Raw genomic sequence first — 16834 nt, 5'->3', positions numbered from 1 at the left:
CCAGAAAGGTTTATGAAGAAGATTTTATACATAATAATAGGTTTATTCTGTGCGCTAAATATTAGTGCGCAGATAGACTTTTCCGGTGCTATCTACTCTGTTAAGAGTGGAAATTGGTCCGACCCTAGTCTTTGGTCTACAGGACGTGTGCCAACTGGTTCTGATGATGTCAGAATTGAGAATAACCATTCGGTTTACATCGATGTGCAGGGAAGTGTATCCGGAGAACGAGTGGTACTGTGTCGTCATCTGAAAGTGAAACAGACTGCTCGATTGAGTATAGGGCATAACACCGATAACTTTGCCAAAGATTTGGTAATCAATGGTAGTATTGAGTGCCAGGGAACCTTCTCGGCTGGCCGTGTGCAACCGGGTAGTTCGGGCGACGGTTCATTGTATACCTACAACAGTCGCATCTATTTGAACCTGCAGGATGCCACAACTTACATAACCGGTAAGGGTTATTTTCATCCCCAAACATTAAATATATTCAGCGACAGTGGTGAGAAAAATGTGATGATTGACTTGTATAATCTGGTAACTGATGAGAATCTGGTGGTGAAGTCGGATGACCGAGTAACTGTTACTACGTATCGATACTCCTATATCAATGTTAAAGGGACGCTTGGTTTAACAGGTAGTACCTACCAATGGAGCTCTGTTAGTGGAAAAGCTGATTTACAGGTAAATGGTTTAATTGTTTGTAAGGACTTGAGTTTATTTACTAAGAATACAACGGCTGGAGAAAGTTCTTCTATCACCATTAATGATGGGGGTAGCATTTACACTCAAATGATTAATAATGGTAATCTGAATAAAAAGGCCGAAGCAGCTGGATTTACACTCAATATTCAAGAGAACGGTTTGTTGCGTTTGGGCGAAGGGGTTAATTTTACTAACCTGACGCTGGATAACCCGAATTTTAGTCTTCAGAACAATGGAGAAGTCCGTTATCACTACAGTGAAACATTGACACCTGCATCTGAAATAGTGAACCTGGTCAATCAGTACAAGCCATCTGTGAACAACGAAAAGGCTAAGCTGCGCGATATATTTGGTGCTTCGCACATTGCCGGGTGGTATCATTTCACCGATAAGCCTTTTATGACCGAAGGCTTGGATTACTATGAAGAGTTTGGTTCAACGGCTATTAAAACAACTTTGAGCGCTATTAATGGTAAGATGAGCTCTGCCTACCCCTTTAATCATAGCTGGAGCAATGTCAACCGGGTGGTGGAATTGTTAGATGTGCCGGAGATAAAGGATTTATATAGTCGCTCGAATATCAAGACGCATACTTTCTGGGTAACCTCAAAAAATAAAGGGGACTATAAAGATGGACCCGATTTTCAGCATGCTTCTTATGTGGATGAGGAACAACAATGGTACGAATTAACAGCCAAGCTATTGGAAAACTATGGGCATTTAGATAAAACCTTCGTCTATCAGAATTGGGAAGGCGACTGGATGTTACGTGGGCAGGGAGTTCTATGGGAGAAAGATCCAACATTGATACCTGATGATGTAGAATGGACGATTGCAGGAATGGCACGTATGTTCAGGGCTCGTCAACGAGGAACAGAACGTGCACGTAATGAATTTCCGGATGCCACAGCAAGGGTGATGCATGGGATTGAGTTTAATAAGTTATGGATGAAAGATGATAACGGTAATCGCTTAACCATGATGGATAATAACACTCCTTGCCTGGCAGCGGATGTGATACCGCATTGCCGTATTGATCTGGCATCCTGGTCGGCCTACGACGGTGGATGGGAAAACAACGATTATCCGTTTCCGTCTGCAATGTGGACAGGGCTTGAGATGGTTAATTACTATACGACAGAAACCGGGCAGTATGGTGACTTATCGGTTCAGATAGGTGAATTTGCCATTAATGAAAATGCTCCCTTTTCAAGCCATAGTCGTTCACAGATTCGCACCAAGTATGATAAACTGTGTGGTTTGGCTTTAGCCATGGATTTGCCATACTTCTACCTGTGGAATTTATATTGTTCTGGTCAGCAGGGTGCACCCGATGGTTTTACCTGGCAAAAAGGTGTGGAGTATGAAACCGACTTCCTCTATGAATGGATGGACGGAAAGTGGCTTATTGAACCGGATGGTTCATGGGGGCATGCAGCCGAATTTTTAATGGAACAATTTGATACAACAACTAACGTTATTAATTTTGAGCCGGATAAATTATCCTATCAAATTACTCCTAACCCGGTAAGTGATTTAGCAAAGGTGAATGGGCTAAAAAATGCCAGCCTGAGCATATACTCACTTAGGGGACAATTAATAGAATCTTATACGAATTATAATAGTGAGTTAATTGACCTGAGTCGATTGCCTGTTGGTACCTATGTAATGAGAGTTACAGATGGGCAGAAGTCGGCAGTGTTAAAATTTATAAAACAGTAACTAAAGCATAATCAGATGAAAAAATTTCTAATGTTATTACTATTCTTGGTGCCAATAAGTCTAATGGCTCAAGAACTTAGTATTACAGGAAAGGTATTGGACAAGGAAACCAATGAACCGCTTCCTGGTGTAACAGTTTACATCAAGGGCACCACCAATGGAACCATTAGTGGTAACTCAGGAGAGTTTAATATCAGGGTAAAAAAGGCAGATGTATTGGTATTCTCATTTATTGGGATGAAAACCAAAGAAGTTGTCGTTGGAGATGAAACAAATTTGACTATTCATATCGAACCTGAGATATCAGAACTAGATGAAGTGGTGGTGAGTGTTGGTTATTTTAATGTCAAGAAGAGTGACTTAACGGGTTCTGTAGCTCAGGTGACTTCTCATCAAATGGAGAAAGTACGTACTAACTCTGTAGAGCGTATGTTGCAAGGACAGGTAGCTGGTGTGGTCGTTAATGAAAACTCAGAGCCCGGTGGTGGTGTTAGTATTTCCATTCGTGGTACCAACTCCATGTTAGGTGGTACACAACCATTATACGTTGTTGATGGTATTCCTATTGACCCCATCCAGGATGCACAGGGAAATAGTAACTCAGGACAATCGCAGAGTTCATTAAGCTTCCTAAACCCGAATGATATCGAGAAGATGGAAGTACTCAAAGATGCAGCAGCAACAGCTATCTATGGAGCACGTGGTGCCAACGGTGTGGTTGTGATTACGACTAAACAGGCCGATGGTAAGGCAGGTCGTGACCAATTGTCGGTAACAGCTGATTTTGCCATGTCGGAGTTGAATCAACAGATTGATGTTTTAAACGGACCTCAGTTTGAAGGTTATATGAATCAGCGTACGATTAATCAGTTATACATCGACATTACCAATCCAAGTCGTGATGGGATGGTATTTGATGGAACACAGGATTTAACACCCGAAAATTTTGAAGAGTTAGATGGTTATACAATGCCTTATCCAACTTCAATTGGCATTAATACTAACTGGCAAGATGAAGTATATCGCAAAGCCTATTCCAAAATGTTTAATGTTGCATATCGAGGAGGTGACCAAAATAGTAACCTATCGGTTAGTTTAGGTTTGTCTGATAATCAAGGGGTGATTATTAATACTGATTATAAGCGCGCTACCTTCAATATGAATGGCATGCGTAAAGCCTTTGATAAAAAGGTGTCTGTTTTTACAAAGACTAATGCATCATATGGAAAAGGAAGAGCATCATCGGTTGGTAATGGTCAAATGTACCAGGATAGAAGTGTCGTATCTAATGCTCTACGTTTTCAGCCAATATTTGATATGTTGGAGCCAGGGCAGGATGATGATGTTTATGCTGAACTAAATGAAGGCCAGATTTTATCTAATCCTTACACTTTGGCTAAGTATGTAGAAGATGATAAAACAGCCATCACCTTCAACCAGGCATTATCAGTTGTTGGAAAAATTACACCTCATTTAAGTGCAACCGCTAAAGGAGCATTTAACTATCAAAAAAGTTTACGTGATAGCTACTACCCGACTTTTACAACGCGTGGTCGTCGTAATAACGGAGAAGCAACACAATCATACAATCAGAATATTAAGACATATGCCGAAGGAAACCTGCACTATGTTCGAAAATTTGGTCAGCACAAATTGGATGCAATTGTGGTAGGAACCTATGAGGTAAATAATATCAGAGCCACATTTAACAAAGCTTATGGCTATGGAAGTGATATAACGAGTTACTATACTTTTGAATCGGCAACCGATATCGTGGTGCCTGTTACAAGGTTTACCAGAGTCGGTTTGTTGTCAGGACTGTTTAGAGTCGGTTATAACTACAAGGGCAAGTATTATGTGGATGTAAATGCACGTATGGATAGCTCCTCAAAGTTTGCTGAAAACAAGAAGAGCGCTTTCTTCCCTTCAGTTGCTTTAGCCTGGAGGGCCTCGGAAGAACCATTCTTAAAAGGTGTTGAGTCCATTTCTAACCTGAAATTAAGAGCATCTTACGGTAAAACAGGTAGTAACCCTATTGCGGCTTTCCAGTCTTTGGGTGTTATGTCACCAATACGTTACAACTTCAATAACAAGGTAACAGTGGGTTATTTTGAGCAAAACCTGGCGAATCCTAATCTTACTTGGGAAACAACCGACCAGTACAATGCAGGTGTTGACTTCAGCATGTTTAACTCTCGTTTAAATCTTACTTTCGATGCTTATTACAAATTGACTCATGACTTATTACAGTTAGTAAACCTTCCTGCTTCAAACGGTTATGCCACCAAGGTTGATAACTTTGGAGAAGTAGAGAATAAAGGTATTGAGCTAACTTTAGGAGGCGATATTATTCGTAATAAAGACTGGCAATGGAACATCTTAGGAACATTCAGTGTGAACCGCAACCAATTGGTAAAGCTGAATTCAAATCTTGAATACCAACTTGGACCTGCTGTAGGTTATGATAAAACCTATCCATCGATGTTTATGGAAGGCCAGCCATTAGGTATTTTCTGGGGTGCTGAAACAGATGGTGTATATGCTAACTGGGATGAAGCTGCAGCCAGTGGTATAAATGATGCTGCTGCCGGTGAAATTAAGTACATTAACCACTCGGTTGATTATGATGAAAATGGAGAACCTTTGGATGTTCAAACCATCAATTTCGATGATTATGTGCAGATTGGCGATCCAAACCCGGATTTTACAGCGTCTATCAATAATTCATTAAGCTTTAGAAACTGGGATTTAAGCATTTTGTTTACCGGGCAGAAAGGTGGCGATATTCTATGGGTAGACTCATGGCCTCTGAACGCATTGAAGAAAAGTACCAATGTAGCTACTGATGCTTACAATGATTCATGGAAAGCACCATTGATTGTCACACCTGTATATGATGAGGTATTGGAAGACTATACTTATGAAGTAGCTTATAATCCTGCTGTTGGTCAGACAACAGGTGTAACTAATCCTGCTGCTGCAACCGATGGAGGGCAGCGTGCGATAGTATCCGATCGTCAGATTTACGATGGTTCGTTCATCAAACTGAAAAACGTTAACATAGGTTATACATTCCGTTTTAAAAGCAAGAAAAGCCTGAGATTATATGCTTCAGGGCAAAATCTGTTTACCTGGACGAACTACCCAGGTTATGACCCAGAGGTACAGGCTTTCAATAAAGACCCACAGCGACGTAGCATTGACTTCGGAGCTTTCCCGGGGACTAGGAACTATGTATTTGGTGTTAAACTTGATTTTTAATCAGCAAAAATGTTAGCAATGAATAATTTAAAATATATTACACTATTACTACTGGGTATTGTTGTTTTTTCTTCGTGCGAAAGCTGGTTGGAAGAAGAACCAAAGACCCAAATTGGAACTGATTACTTCTATCAGGATAAGGATCAGGCCTTAATGGCTCTGACAGCAGCTTATGCACAACTTAAATCAGGACCTGGTTATTATAATCAACAGTTTTTATCCAATGTGTATGCTTCATCAGACCAGGGAACATCCAGTTGGAAGCATGGCGATTTTAACAAAGGTATCTTAACATCCACCAACGGCACTCTGCCAACTACATGGAATGAAATCTATGTAGCCATTCGCGATGCCAATAATGTGATTTTTAATGTGGCCGATGTAGAAATGGATGAGGAGATTAAGGCACGCATCATTGGTGAAGCTAAATTTCTGCGTGCATTACATTATTTCAACCTGGTACGTTGCTGGGGGGAAGTGCCATTGCGCACAGAGCCTGTTAAACCTGGTGAAGAAGGAGGTTTACCTGTTTCATCCAGAACGGATATTTATACCGTTATTATCAATGATTTGGTATATGCAAGCGAATATTGCTGGGGACGTAATGAAACCCGAAATGGAGAAACCAATGATTTAGGTCGTGCAACCAATGCATCCGCTATGGCTTTATTGGCTCGTGTGTATTTACATATTGGTTCATCAATGCGTGCCGCAGCAGAAGGTAGTGAAGGCTGTGCACCATATGCTGAATTTGGTTCTGATTACAAAACTTATTATGAAGCATGTCGCTTAATGTGTGAAGAAGCGTTGGCTCAGTCTGGTTATGCATTAACAACTTCTTTAGAAGAATGGCAAACCATCTTCGATGCCGATAAAGGTAACAATCCAGAGATGCTGTTTGATATTCAAGGCTCATCAGCTACTGGACAAGGTACTGCTGTTTCCAACCTCTTTAGCCCACGTAATGCCGGATTAAGTGGCGGTGGTTGGGGCGGTACCAATAAAATGGTGGCCGGCTTTACACAGAATAGTGTGGATGCCACAGATGTTCGCTTCGATAAAGGCATCATTCATTATTACGAAGACAATACCTATCGTTATGAGTTGTTGCCAGGTTATAATGGTTATGCGCGATATTTTCTTGACTCAGGAAACAGAAAAGGGGCTTTATATAATGTTTTTACTTCTAAGTTTATCGATAGCGATGCGACAACAGAATACACCAGTCAGCAGAACTGGCATGTGATTCGTTTGGCTGATGTATACATGATGCGTGCTGAAGTTTTAGCAGAGCTTAATGAAGTTCCTGCCTTGGCGAATGCTGATGTAAATATGCTTCGCTCAAGAGTTGGAATGAGTGATTTGGATTTTACAGGCATGACCATGGCTGAATTCCGCGAAGCTTTATTACGTGAAAGAGCTGCTGAATTCTTTATGGAAGGTCAACGTTGGTTCGACCTAATACGTTTAGGTGTTTATGAGGCAAAATGTAAGATTGCTTTCGACCCTAAAAACCAAGGTAAGATTCAGGGAATTAGAGGCCCTGAGGATTATACATGGCCAATTCCTATTACGGAGACATCTGCGAACGAAAACATTGATGAATAAGACGAATTGAGATGATGAAATTTGTGAGTATAGTCGTATTAAGCCTGGTACTTCTGCCAGGCTTGATACAGGCGAAGAAAAAGAAAGAGAATGAGCGCCCTAATGTGGTGTTCATCATCTCAGACCAGCATAAGAAAGATGCTTTAGGATGTTATGGTGATGAGCTGGTGATTACTCCAAATATTGATGCTTTGGCTAAAGAAGGCGTACGATTAACCAACTGCTATGTGGCGGCTCCCGTGTGTGCACCTAGCCGTGCTGCTTTGATAACAGGCATGTATCCGTTTGCAAATGGAGCTCCCTATCATAAGGCACCGATGCAAATGACTAATGGTAAAGTGAAGCACCTGGGTTCTGGTTTCTTGCGCGAAACGGGTTATCATGAGGGTGTCACTACTATTGGAGCAGCTTTCCAGGCCAATGGTTACATTACAGCTTCGCCGGGTAAAATGCATGTACATGGTGAGTTGCAAAAGAACGTAGATGAAGATCACCCCGATGGGAATGATTTAGGTTGGGATGAAATCAACACCCGTTATTACACACACTTCCCGGGTGGTCATTATCAGGATGAAGTAGGCGAAGATGCTTACCAGCGTTATCGTCAGTTTAAAAAATATGCTAAAGTATATAAAGGAGGGCCTGGCCATCTTAACGAAAAATATGAGCCAACTTTAGTGAAAAAGGATGAAGATAACTTCGATATGGTGGTGGCCCGTAAATCGGTCGAGTTTATCAAAAAACGAGGCAAGGATGGTGAAAACTTCTTCTTACATGTAGGCTTCGAAAAACCACACCCGCCTTTCACAACAACCCAGAAATACCTGGATATGTATAACCCGGCTGATTTCACTCTGCCTGAAACAGCTACCGAATGGCATGGTAAGGGTAAATATCCATGGCTACCCGACTGGATTCATTCAGGCTGGCCCAACAAGTATCCTGGTGCAACCAAAAATATCATCGCTTCTTATTATGCTTGTGTAACACAAGTAGATGATATGGTAGGGCGTGTAGTTAATGCCCTTAAAGAAGAAGGCTTGTACGATAATACCATCATCATTTACACTACCGATCATGGTGAGCACTTGTTTGAACACGGTTTAAGAGGTAAGCACTGTATGTATGAAGATGCGGTTAATGTTCCTTTTATTATTTCATACCCGAAGGCATTTCCAAAGGCTGAAGTGAACGATATGTTGTTCAGTTTTGTGGATGTAATGCCAACACTATGTGAGCTGACAGGCACACAAGTGCCCGAGACTGCGCAAGGAATTTCAATTGTAGATAATTTGAAGAATGGTACACGTTTATTAAATCGCCCTATATTGTCGGAGTATCGTAGCGGAAACTACAACGGCTTTAAAGAGATTAAAAACCTGCCATCACGCATGTTTCGAGTTGATGATTACAAGTTTATCTATACGCACGGTATTATCAGTCAGTTGTATAATGTGGTGGAAGACCCGGATGAGTTAAGCAATCTGGTTTTAGACCCTGCTTATCAGGATATGGCGCGTGACTTCTGTTTCCATACTTTAGTTGATAAACCTATTTTGGAATACCAAAACATTGATTTGTCCATTAAGTACCGCATCATAAAATGGCAAGCCTTTGACCAGGCCGAAAGCTATAGCGTGTATTATGCACCTGAGAACAATCCGGGGGCTGCAAAAATGATGGTTGAAGACTTGACAGAGCTATCCTATAAAGTGCCAAAAGAAGGGTTTTACTGGGTAATGGCGAAACCGAAATATACACGTACATCACCACGTTTAGGAGATGTGCCTGTTTATTTGGAAGAATACACCTATCAACTGCCAATTTCCGATGCCGTTGAGTTTGTACCGAAGAACAAGAAGTAATTTATATACTTAATTAGCAGGCATCTATTTTAATAGGTGCCTGTTTTTTTTAATAGACTTATGATGAAGCGACTCTTAATAATCTGCATAACCATATTTCTAACTTTTTTATCTAATGCCCAACAACCCAATATTGTCTTTATCCTAGCCGACGATTTAGGCTATGGTGATTTATCCTGTTATGGGGCGACCGACCTTCAAACACCCAATATTGATAAACTATGTGCAAATGGTGTAAAGTTCACACGTGCTTATGCCAATAGTACAGTTTGCTCGCCAAGCCGCGCAGCTATATTAACAGGCAATTATTCCGATAGAGTTGGTGTGCCGGGCGTTATACGTGATATGCCGGACAATACCTGGGGTAACTTGGCTGATGATGCACCTTTTCTTCCCGAACAATTAAAAGCGTTTGGTTATCACACGGCTTTAATCGGTAAGTGGCATTTAGGTTATGAAAGTCCCGATTTACCAAACGATAGAGGCTTTGACCATTTCAAAGGCTATGTGGGTGATATGATGGATGATTATTATACTCACCTGCGAGCAGGTGTTAACTGGATGCGTGAAGGTAAAAAGGAAATTTATCCCAAAGGGCATGCTACGGATGTATTTACGGATTGGGCGACGGAGTATATTGGTGAACAATCGCCAAACGATAAACCGTATTTCTTATTTTTAACCTACAATGCCCCGCACGACCCCATTCATCCACCTGCCGATTGGCTGGCAAAAGTAAAAGAAAGGGAGCCACAAGCCAGCCTGAAGCGTCAGAAACTAATCGCACTGATTGAGCATCTGGATGATGGTATTGGAAAGGTGATGGAAGCGATAGAAGAAAGTGGTGAAGCAGATAATACACTTATCATTTTTACATCAGACAATGGAGGTACCTTGCAGTATGGTGCCAACAATGGCTCTCTAAAGGGTGGCAAAGGAGATTTGTACGAAGGTGGTATTCGTATACCCTGTATCGTTAACTGGCCGCATAAGATAAAACCCAATACTGCTTCAGAACCTATCATCCTAATGGATTTTTACCCAAGCCTCATTGAATTGGCTGGAGGTAATCATCAACAGAAACTCCCCTCTAAAAGTCTGGTCAACTTATTAAAAGAAGAATCACCTAAATCCGTGGTCAGAGAAATGGTTTTTATGCGACGTGAAGGGCATCGATTTGGAGGACGAGCTTATTATGCCATTTCAAATGGTGAATATAAACTTATGCAGAATTCGCCTTTTGAATCTTATCACTTAGTGCACCTTAGTGAGTGCGGTAGCCTCGAAAAAGAAGTGGAAAACGGAGCTGTAAAAAAAGATTTGTGGAAAAAATTAATGAAGCATATTCAAATTTCCGGAGAAATGCCTTGGAGGTAAAAGTCATTGTAATAAGTTGTTAACAGTATTTAAACCCATCTGACCGATATATAAACCATATTTTCTGATTCACTATATACTTTTGATTTTGAATAAATGAATTAAATCAAAAGCTAAATAAAATTGATATGAAGAAAACGTTTACACTACTAGTATTGGCAATGGCTATTAGTTCAGCGATTGCACAAACCGTTAAAATCGGAACTACTTCCTATAATTCAATTACAGAAGCAATTGATGCTGCTCAGGATGGCGATGTTATTTACATTACCGGGGTGCATACAGAATCAATCAATATTGGGAAAAGTATCACATTGAGAGGTGCAGACCCTTCTATTGATATTATTCAAGCTGCTGCTACTCCAGCGTCCGATGGAACGGGTGCTCGTGTAATTGGAGCAGGTGAAGGAGACTTCGATATTACAATTGAAAACCTAAGTATCCGAAATGGTAATGCGCCAGATACTGACAATGGTGGTGGAATTAATGCGGATAAAATTACAGGTCTCTTAAGGCTAAAAAACTTAATCATTGAAAATAATTATACTGCCAAGAATGGTGGGGGAGTTAGTTTGGCGGGTTCAAATGTAGATATTGTTGAATGCGCTATTTTGAATAATAACTCTGCGCTTGACGGCGGAGGATTCATTGCTGTGCCTAATAATGGAGCAGCCATTAATTGTACGGTAAATATTAAACGTTCATTGATTGATGGTAATACCGGTCGAAACGGTGGAGGATTGTATATCAACGGAAACCAAGGTTACGGAAATGATTATACAATTGATGTAAATGTTGAAAATAGTATAGTTTCAAATAATGAAGCAAGCAGTGCTTCAAGTGGTGCCGGAGGTGGAGCAGTGTGGTGTAAAGTTGCTCAATGGACAACTAATGCTGGAGGTGATGGAACTTCAGGTAATATTAATTTGAGTTTTGTACATGCTACGATTTACAATAATACCCATGCTGCATTGGTTAAAGGTGGTTTACGCTTTACAGGTACAACGGGTTATACAACCAATTTAAGTGCCTTCAACTCAATTATTGTTTCTGCTGATGACCTGTCAGTAAAAGCTATTAATTTTGCAAATGCCAACCTAACCAATATGGTAAATTGTATTATAGGAGGATTAGAAGCTGCAGCTACAGCAAATACTGTTATTGATGATGCAGCTAAGAATAATGCAAAGGGTAAAACTTCTACTTTCGCTGGATTGGCTACAAGCCTGACTGATGAAGGGGGTAATGTTAACGTCCTAACTATTGGCAATGGTAATAACAATGCTGTCGATTATTGTACGGCTGCTACTGGTATTGCTTTGCCGACTACTGATGCCCGCAATTTCTCACGCGATGTAACGCCTGATGCCGGTGCTTTTGAATTAAATGGTGTTGCGACAAATGTAGGTCAGGTTCCTGTGTTGGATGTGACCATTAGCCCAAATCCGGCTACTGACTTCTTCAATGTCATTGGTACATCGCAGGTTCGAACTGTTAATATCTACTCTTTAGGAGGAGTATTGGTTAAGTCAGTGTCAAACACCAACCATGTTGATGTTTCGACATTCACAAACGGGGTTTATTTGGTACAGTTGGTAGGAGAAAATGGCGAGGCGATTAAGAAGTTAGTTGTAAAATAAACTGTATTTTAATTCATAAATGAAGCACTCTGACTAAGGTTAGAGTGCTTTTTTAAATCTGTAAAGCATGCAAAAGTATTTGTTTCTTCTTGGCTTGAGTTTGTCACTAATTCTTTTAAATAGCTGTGCTAAAAAGGTAGAAAAGCCCAACGTGGTTTTTATTATGACCGATGACCATGCCAGTCATGCCATATCCGCTTATGGTGGTATTTATAGTGAGATAGCACCAACACCCAATATTGACCGTTTGGCTAATGAAGGTGTACGGATGAATAATACCTTTTGCACCAATGCTATCTGTGGGCCAAGTCGTGCTGCAATTTTAACCGGTAAGTACAGTCATGTCAATGGCTACTTGAAAAACTATAAAGGCGGACGTTTTGATAATACGCAATGGACTTTCCCTAAAGAGCTTCAGGCTAATGGTTATGAAACCGCAATGGTAGGCAAGTGGCATTTGGCATCGGAACCAACAGGTTTTGATTACTACAAATACCATGTGGCAAGAGGTGAGCAAGGCTATTATTGGAATCCTTTGTATAACGATAATGGCGATACGATTCAGGTAAAGGGTTACGCTACTAACCTGACAACCGAATTTGCTTTAAACTGGTTAGAAGAAAGAAATGAAGATGAGCCGTTTTGTTTAATGCTACAGTTCAAAGCCCCACATCGCCCCTGGCAGCGAGATTCTGTATACCAGCATCTGTTTGAAGATATAGAATTACCATATCCATCAACGTTTAACGATGATTACAAAGGAAGAGAACTAACGGCCGGTAACACCGAAATGACCATGAATGATTTCAGTCGCGAAGACATGAAATTAACGCCACCGGATTCACTCAAGGGTAAACAGCTGCGCAAATGGATTGATTTTGGAATTAAGCCTCATGAGAATGTGATACCGGTAGAAGGCATGAGTGAGGAGGATGCCCGTAAATGGAAATACCAGCGCTACATGAAAGATTATTTAGCAACGATTCGTTCTGTGGATGATAATATCGGTAAAATCTTAACATATGTTGATGAGAAGGGTTTGACAGATAACACCATTGTTATTTACACATCCGACCAAGGCTTTTTTCTGGGTGACCATGGTTGGTTCGATAAACGTTTTATGTACGAACAGGCACTTCGAATGCCATTCCTGATTCGATATCCTAAAGTATTGAAGGCCGGCAGTAGCTGTAATGATGTTGTCACCAACATCGATTTTGCCCCAACAATACTGAATATGGCCGGACTGCAAGCACCTGGTGAGATTCAGGGAAGAAGTTTCTTTGCCAATCTAAAAGGTGATACACCGGATGATTGGAGACAATCGATGTATTACCATTATTACGAATACCCTTTCTGGCATCATGTGCAACCACATTATGGGATAAGAAACCAACAGTACAAACTCATTCATTTTTATTATGATGTGGATGTGTGGGAATTCTACAATCTGGAAGCTGATCCGAATGAGTTAAATAATCTAATAGATGCACCAGTGCATCAGAAACGAATTAAGCAACTGAAAGCAGAACTTTTTAAGTTGAAAGAGGAGTATGCTAATACTAAATCACTCGATGAATTGAGAACTGTATCTGATACTGATTTTGGAGGCTTAGAGTCAGGGAAACATTAATTACAAAAGCATTTTATGGAGTCAGTAATACGGGAAGTTTCACCACTAGCCAATGATGATTTCTTTTTTGTTTACCATTTAAAGCAGTCTATGTCAGATGAGTCTTTGCATTCCCATGTTAATTATGAACTGAATCTGATTATCAATGGGAATGGGAAAAGGAATATTGCAGGATCTGTTTCTCCATTTGGTCCTGTTGAGTTAGTCTTAGTTGGGCCAGAAACGCCGCACGCATGGCAGAGTGAAATATGTAATTCTGAGATTGTTAAGATTCAGTTTCATTCAGATTTTCTGGATAGCCAGTTTCTTTCCAGAAATGCTGCTTTACCAATAAAAGAACTCTTGCAAAAGGCTAGTAAAGGCATTCTTTTTTCTCAATCAACTGTAGAAAAGGTTAAAGATAAGTTGCTTTTTTTTGATAAACAGCAAGGCTTTGATTCTGTTTTGTCATTATATTCTGTACTCTATGACCTTGCAATTTCACGAAACATGGTTCTACTATCCGATTTTGAGGGAGACCAACAGTTTGATGAGGAAAAAGCCAGAAAAATCAGTATGGTAGAACAGTACTTAGTAGATAATTTACAGCGGAATATTAAGATTGAAGAGGTCGCTAACTTATTAAATATGTCAGAATCTGCATTTAGTCATTTCTTCAAAAAGTATCGACGCATATCATTTACAGAATACCTTACATCAATCAGAGTTGGAAGAGCCATAAGACTGTTACATGATTCAGAACATAGTATTTCTGAGGTTAGTCGAAAATGTGGTTTTAGCAACCTATCAAATTTTAACAGGGTATTTAAGAATATTCAACGATGTACACCCCGTGAATTTAAGGAGAAAGAGTTGAGCTATAGCTTTGTTTGATGAGTTGCGTAGTTATTTTAGACACTATCCCATTAGGAGTGTAGGTTTAAAAATAAACGTTCAGCTTAATTTGAGTTTTACCCTTTCTTCAAATATAGCAATACATTTACTAAGAATGATTCCCCAGTCTTTCAACGACTGGTGGCATTTTTTAGTAACCTCTTTAGTTGCAAGAAAGATGGACTCTGTAGCCTTACCTGATGGTTTATGATTGTCAACTGCAACTAAAACTATTATTTATAAGATATATATATATAGTGCTTTTATTGCAACCTGACAAAGCCAACAAATTATCGCAGTCACCTTGTTTAAAAGCAAGTAAGAGGGATATACACAAACCCATAATTTCTGTACATTTCTACTTCTTTTAAAAATTGATACCTTGACTAAGTTCAAAAAAAGGAATTGGGTAATCTTATTTCACATTAACACTCCAAGCCACTTTTGCCAAACGGGTCTTAATCCCTTTCAGTGTTTCCAATACATCACTATCCATAGGTAATTCCGCATAAACCAACTTTTTAAAGTCTCCGTTATATGTAGTTTTCAGTTCTTCCCAAGTTTCTTCAAGTTTATCAAAAATCAGTGCATCTTTCGGGTGATTAACAAGCCAAGAATTGTTGTTTTTAAAGCTTGTCACATCATCATTAGCTACTTTCAAAAGCATTTCATCAAACTCTGGTGAATTCAGAAAATCTGCATACTCCTTTTGCTTTAGTAACTGGTGTAAATCGTAAGTGTGCCTTATTTTGTTTTTCAGGTCTGTAATCGGGTCTTCACCATATGAAAACCTAACAAGGCTCATTATCTTTTCACAGATTGTTCTTTTAGGGTCCATTACATTTACTTTGAATGGTAAGAGACCTTTATCCTTGGCTATTTGTTCCTGATTATTATCTAGCATCATTTGCCCAACCATTGAAACAACCTCTTTTTCAGTATGAGGGTCAGAATTCCCTAACCATGTTGCCTCAAGCACAATGGTATCCCTCACCTGACCGTACTCTCCATCAAATTCTTTATTATAGGTATGTGCAGTTTTTCGAGTCATTCCCATTTTATGGGTTAGTCCATCCACTTGTATCTCTGGAAGCTCTTTACTGACAACCTTTCCCATCTTTTTAATTTTGTTGGAAAGCTGATTGCCTGTTTCATCACCTTTCTTGAGTACCACTAAATCAATATCTTCAGAAAATCGCTCTATCGAGGCATAGCATTTTGATAAAGCAGTTCCTCCTTTAAAGACAGTATCCTTCCCAATACCATCTTTGAATATTGTATTTAAGGCATATGTAACCCAATAGTCTTTCTCAACATAGATTGACAATATCCCCTTTTGTTGAGCTGTAAACTCAATTGCCTGTCTAAATAGCTTTTTATCTTCATGTAGTTTCATACGATATTCCATTTTTCAGCGTAAGGAAGAATATTATCCAAGCCACCCAGTTTGTATTTAGTAATCGGATTAAGAGACTTGTACAATTGGTCTAAATTACCAAAGTTAACGGTAGCCAAGATAGCTCCCAGTGTAGCCCTAACAGATGGAGGATACTTTAGAGCTAATCTGGCTATTGTTGATTTATCATTACTGTTAAGCCCTTTCACAATCGAAATTAAACGCTTCACAGAAGCTTCTATCGTTGTATCAGGTATTTTCTTTATGTAGCGGATAGCATCTAACATCTGCAATAGAGGGATATTTTCCTTAGTAATAGTATTATTCTGGCGAATAAATGAGATTGAATATCTTTCACGTTTAAAGCCAGGACGAATTGTGTTTTTTCCTATTTGAATAACATTACCAACTTGAGTAGTTAAACCTAATTGGTTATAGATACTATATCCAGTTAAATAACCTACAATCCTTCCATTTTCTTCTAAGAGGTCCTTAACTATTTGATATTGCGGAGGCTCTAAGTTTCCAAAGGGGGTTGTTTCCGGCTTGTAATATTTTCCCTTGGACAGCTTCGCTATCTTTCCAGATACCACCATTCTATTAAGGGCTTTAATAATAGCTTCTCTCTTATTTACCTCGGTTATAAAGTCAGCATAGGTGAATATATATCCTTTGGGCAACCTATCTATTGTATTTGCAATGTATTCAGTAGTTTTCATAGCGTAATCCTTATTGCAAATATATACAAAATGTC

Annotated in this window: 10 protein-coding genes; 8 read left to right on the top strand and 2 right to left on the bottom strand. The window is 39.7% G+C overall.

The genetic code is table 11. From position 1 onward, the window contains the following. Positions 1-12 precede the first annotated feature (12 nt). From JIV24_RS02575 to JIV24_RS02540, 8 genes are all read left to right on the top strand, one after another. Positions 13-2427, top strand: a complete 2415-nt coding sequence (locus JIV24_RS02575) for a T9SS type A sorting domain-containing protein (RefSeq protein ID WP_200463442.1) — start codon at positions 13-15, stop codon at positions 2425-2427. Positions 2428-2442: 15 nt separating this feature from the next. After that, positions 2443-5688, top strand: coding sequence for a SusC/RagA family TonB-linked outer membrane protein (locus tag JIV24_RS02570; RefSeq protein WP_200463441.1), 3246 nt, complete (start codon positions 2443-2445; stop codon positions 5686-5688). Between the two features lie 18 nt (positions 5689-5706). Then, on the top strand, positions 5707-7296 hold the full coding sequence (locus tag JIV24_RS02565) for a RagB/SusD family nutrient uptake outer membrane protein (protein WP_200463440.1): 1590 nt from the start codon (positions 5707-5709) through the stop codon (positions 7294-7296). A gap of 11 nt (positions 7297-7307) precedes the next feature. Continuing rightward, positions 7308-9161: a sulfatase family protein gene (locus JIV24_RS02560; RefSeq protein ID WP_200463439.1), complete on the top strand. Its 1854-nt coding sequence runs from the start codon at positions 7308-7310 to the stop codon at positions 9159-9161. Between the two features lie 63 nt (positions 9162-9224). Continuing rightward, positions 9225-10538, top strand: a complete 1314-nt coding sequence (locus JIV24_RS02555; protein WP_200463438.1) for a sulfatase-like hydrolase/transferase — start codon at positions 9225-9227, stop codon at positions 10536-10538. A 128-nt stretch (positions 10539-10666) separates the two neighbouring features. After that, positions 10667-12178: a T9SS type A sorting domain-containing protein gene (locus tag JIV24_RS02550; protein ID WP_200463437.1), complete on the top strand. Its 1512-nt coding sequence runs from the start codon at positions 10667-10669 to the stop codon at positions 12176-12178. 67 nt (positions 12179-12245) lie between these two features. Next, complete coding sequence (locus JIV24_RS02545) at positions 12246-13811, top strand: sulfatase family protein (RefSeq protein ID WP_200463436.1); 1566 nt, start codon at positions 12246-12248, stop codon at positions 13809-13811. Between the two features lie 15 nt (positions 13812-13826). Continuing rightward, entirely contained in the window at positions 13827-14684 is an 858-nt protein-coding gene (locus tag JIV24_RS02540) for an AraC family transcriptional regulator (RefSeq protein ID WP_200463435.1), read from the top strand. A gap of 415 nt (positions 14685-15099) precedes the next feature. Here JIV24_RS02540 and JIV24_RS02535 read toward each other — a convergent pair whose 3' ends face one another. Next, the gene (locus tag JIV24_RS02535) at positions 15100-16080 is read right to left on the bottom strand and encodes a nucleotidyl transferase AbiEii/AbiGii toxin family protein (RefSeq protein ID WP_234445677.1); all 981 of its coding nucleotides are present in this window, start codon (positions 16078-16080) and stop codon (positions 15100-15102) included. Beyond that, on the bottom strand, positions 16077-16799 hold the full coding sequence (locus JIV24_RS02530) for a DUF6088 family protein (protein ID WP_200463433.1): 723 nt from the start codon (positions 16797-16799) through the stop codon (positions 16077-16079). Before JIV24_RS02530 ends, JIV24_RS02535 begins: the two co-directional genes overlap by 4 nt. Positions 16800-16834: the final 35 nt, after the last annotated feature.

Source organism: Carboxylicivirga marina (assembly GCF_016612505.1).
In the GTDB taxonomy this organism is placed as follows: Bacteria; Bacteroidota; Bacteroidia; order Bacteroidales; family Marinilabiliaceae; genus Carboxylicivirga; species Carboxylicivirga marina.
Note: the sequence above shows the minus strand (reverse complement) of the source record. Positions and strands in the feature narration are given on the sequence as shown.

Bases quoted from the DNA above. Each gene is read 5' to 3' on its own strand.
- JIV24_RS02545 (WP_200463436.1), top strand. From the start codon at position 12,246: ATGCAAAAGTATTTGTTTCTTCTTGGCTTGAGTTTGTCACTAATTCTT.
- JIV24_RS02570 (WP_200463441.1), top strand. From the start codon at position 2,443: ATGAAAAAATTTCTAATGTTATTACTATTCTTGGTGCCAATAAGTCTA.
- JIV24_RS02540 (WP_200463435.1), top strand. From the start codon at position 13,827: ATGGAGTCAGTAATACGGGAAGTTTCACCACTAGCCAATGATGATTTC.
- JIV24_RS02555 (WP_200463438.1), top strand. From the start codon at position 9,225: ATGAAGCGACTCTTAATAATCTGCATAACCATATTTCTAACTTTTTTA.
- JIV24_RS02550 (WP_200463437.1), top strand. From the start codon at position 10,667: ATGAAGAAAACGTTTACACTACTAGTATTGGCAATGGCTATTAGTTCA.
- JIV24_RS02575 (WP_200463442.1), top strand. From the start codon at position 13: ATGAAGAAGATTTTATACATAATAATAGGTTTATTCTGTGCGCTAAAT.
- JIV24_RS02560 (WP_200463439.1), top strand. From the start codon at position 7,308: ATGATGAAATTTGTGAGTATAGTCGTATTAAGCCTGGTACTTCTGCCA.
- JIV24_RS02535 (WP_234445677.1), bottom strand. From the start codon at position 16,080: ATGAAACTACATGAAGATAAAAAGCTATTTAGACAGGCAATTGAGTTT.
- JIV24_RS02565 (WP_200463440.1), top strand. From the start codon at position 5,707: ATGAATAATTTAAAATATATTACACTATTACTACTGGGTATTGTTGTT.
- JIV24_RS02530 (WP_200463433.1), bottom strand. From the start codon at position 16,799: ATGAAAACTACTGAATACATTGCAAATACAATAGATAGGTTGCCCAAA.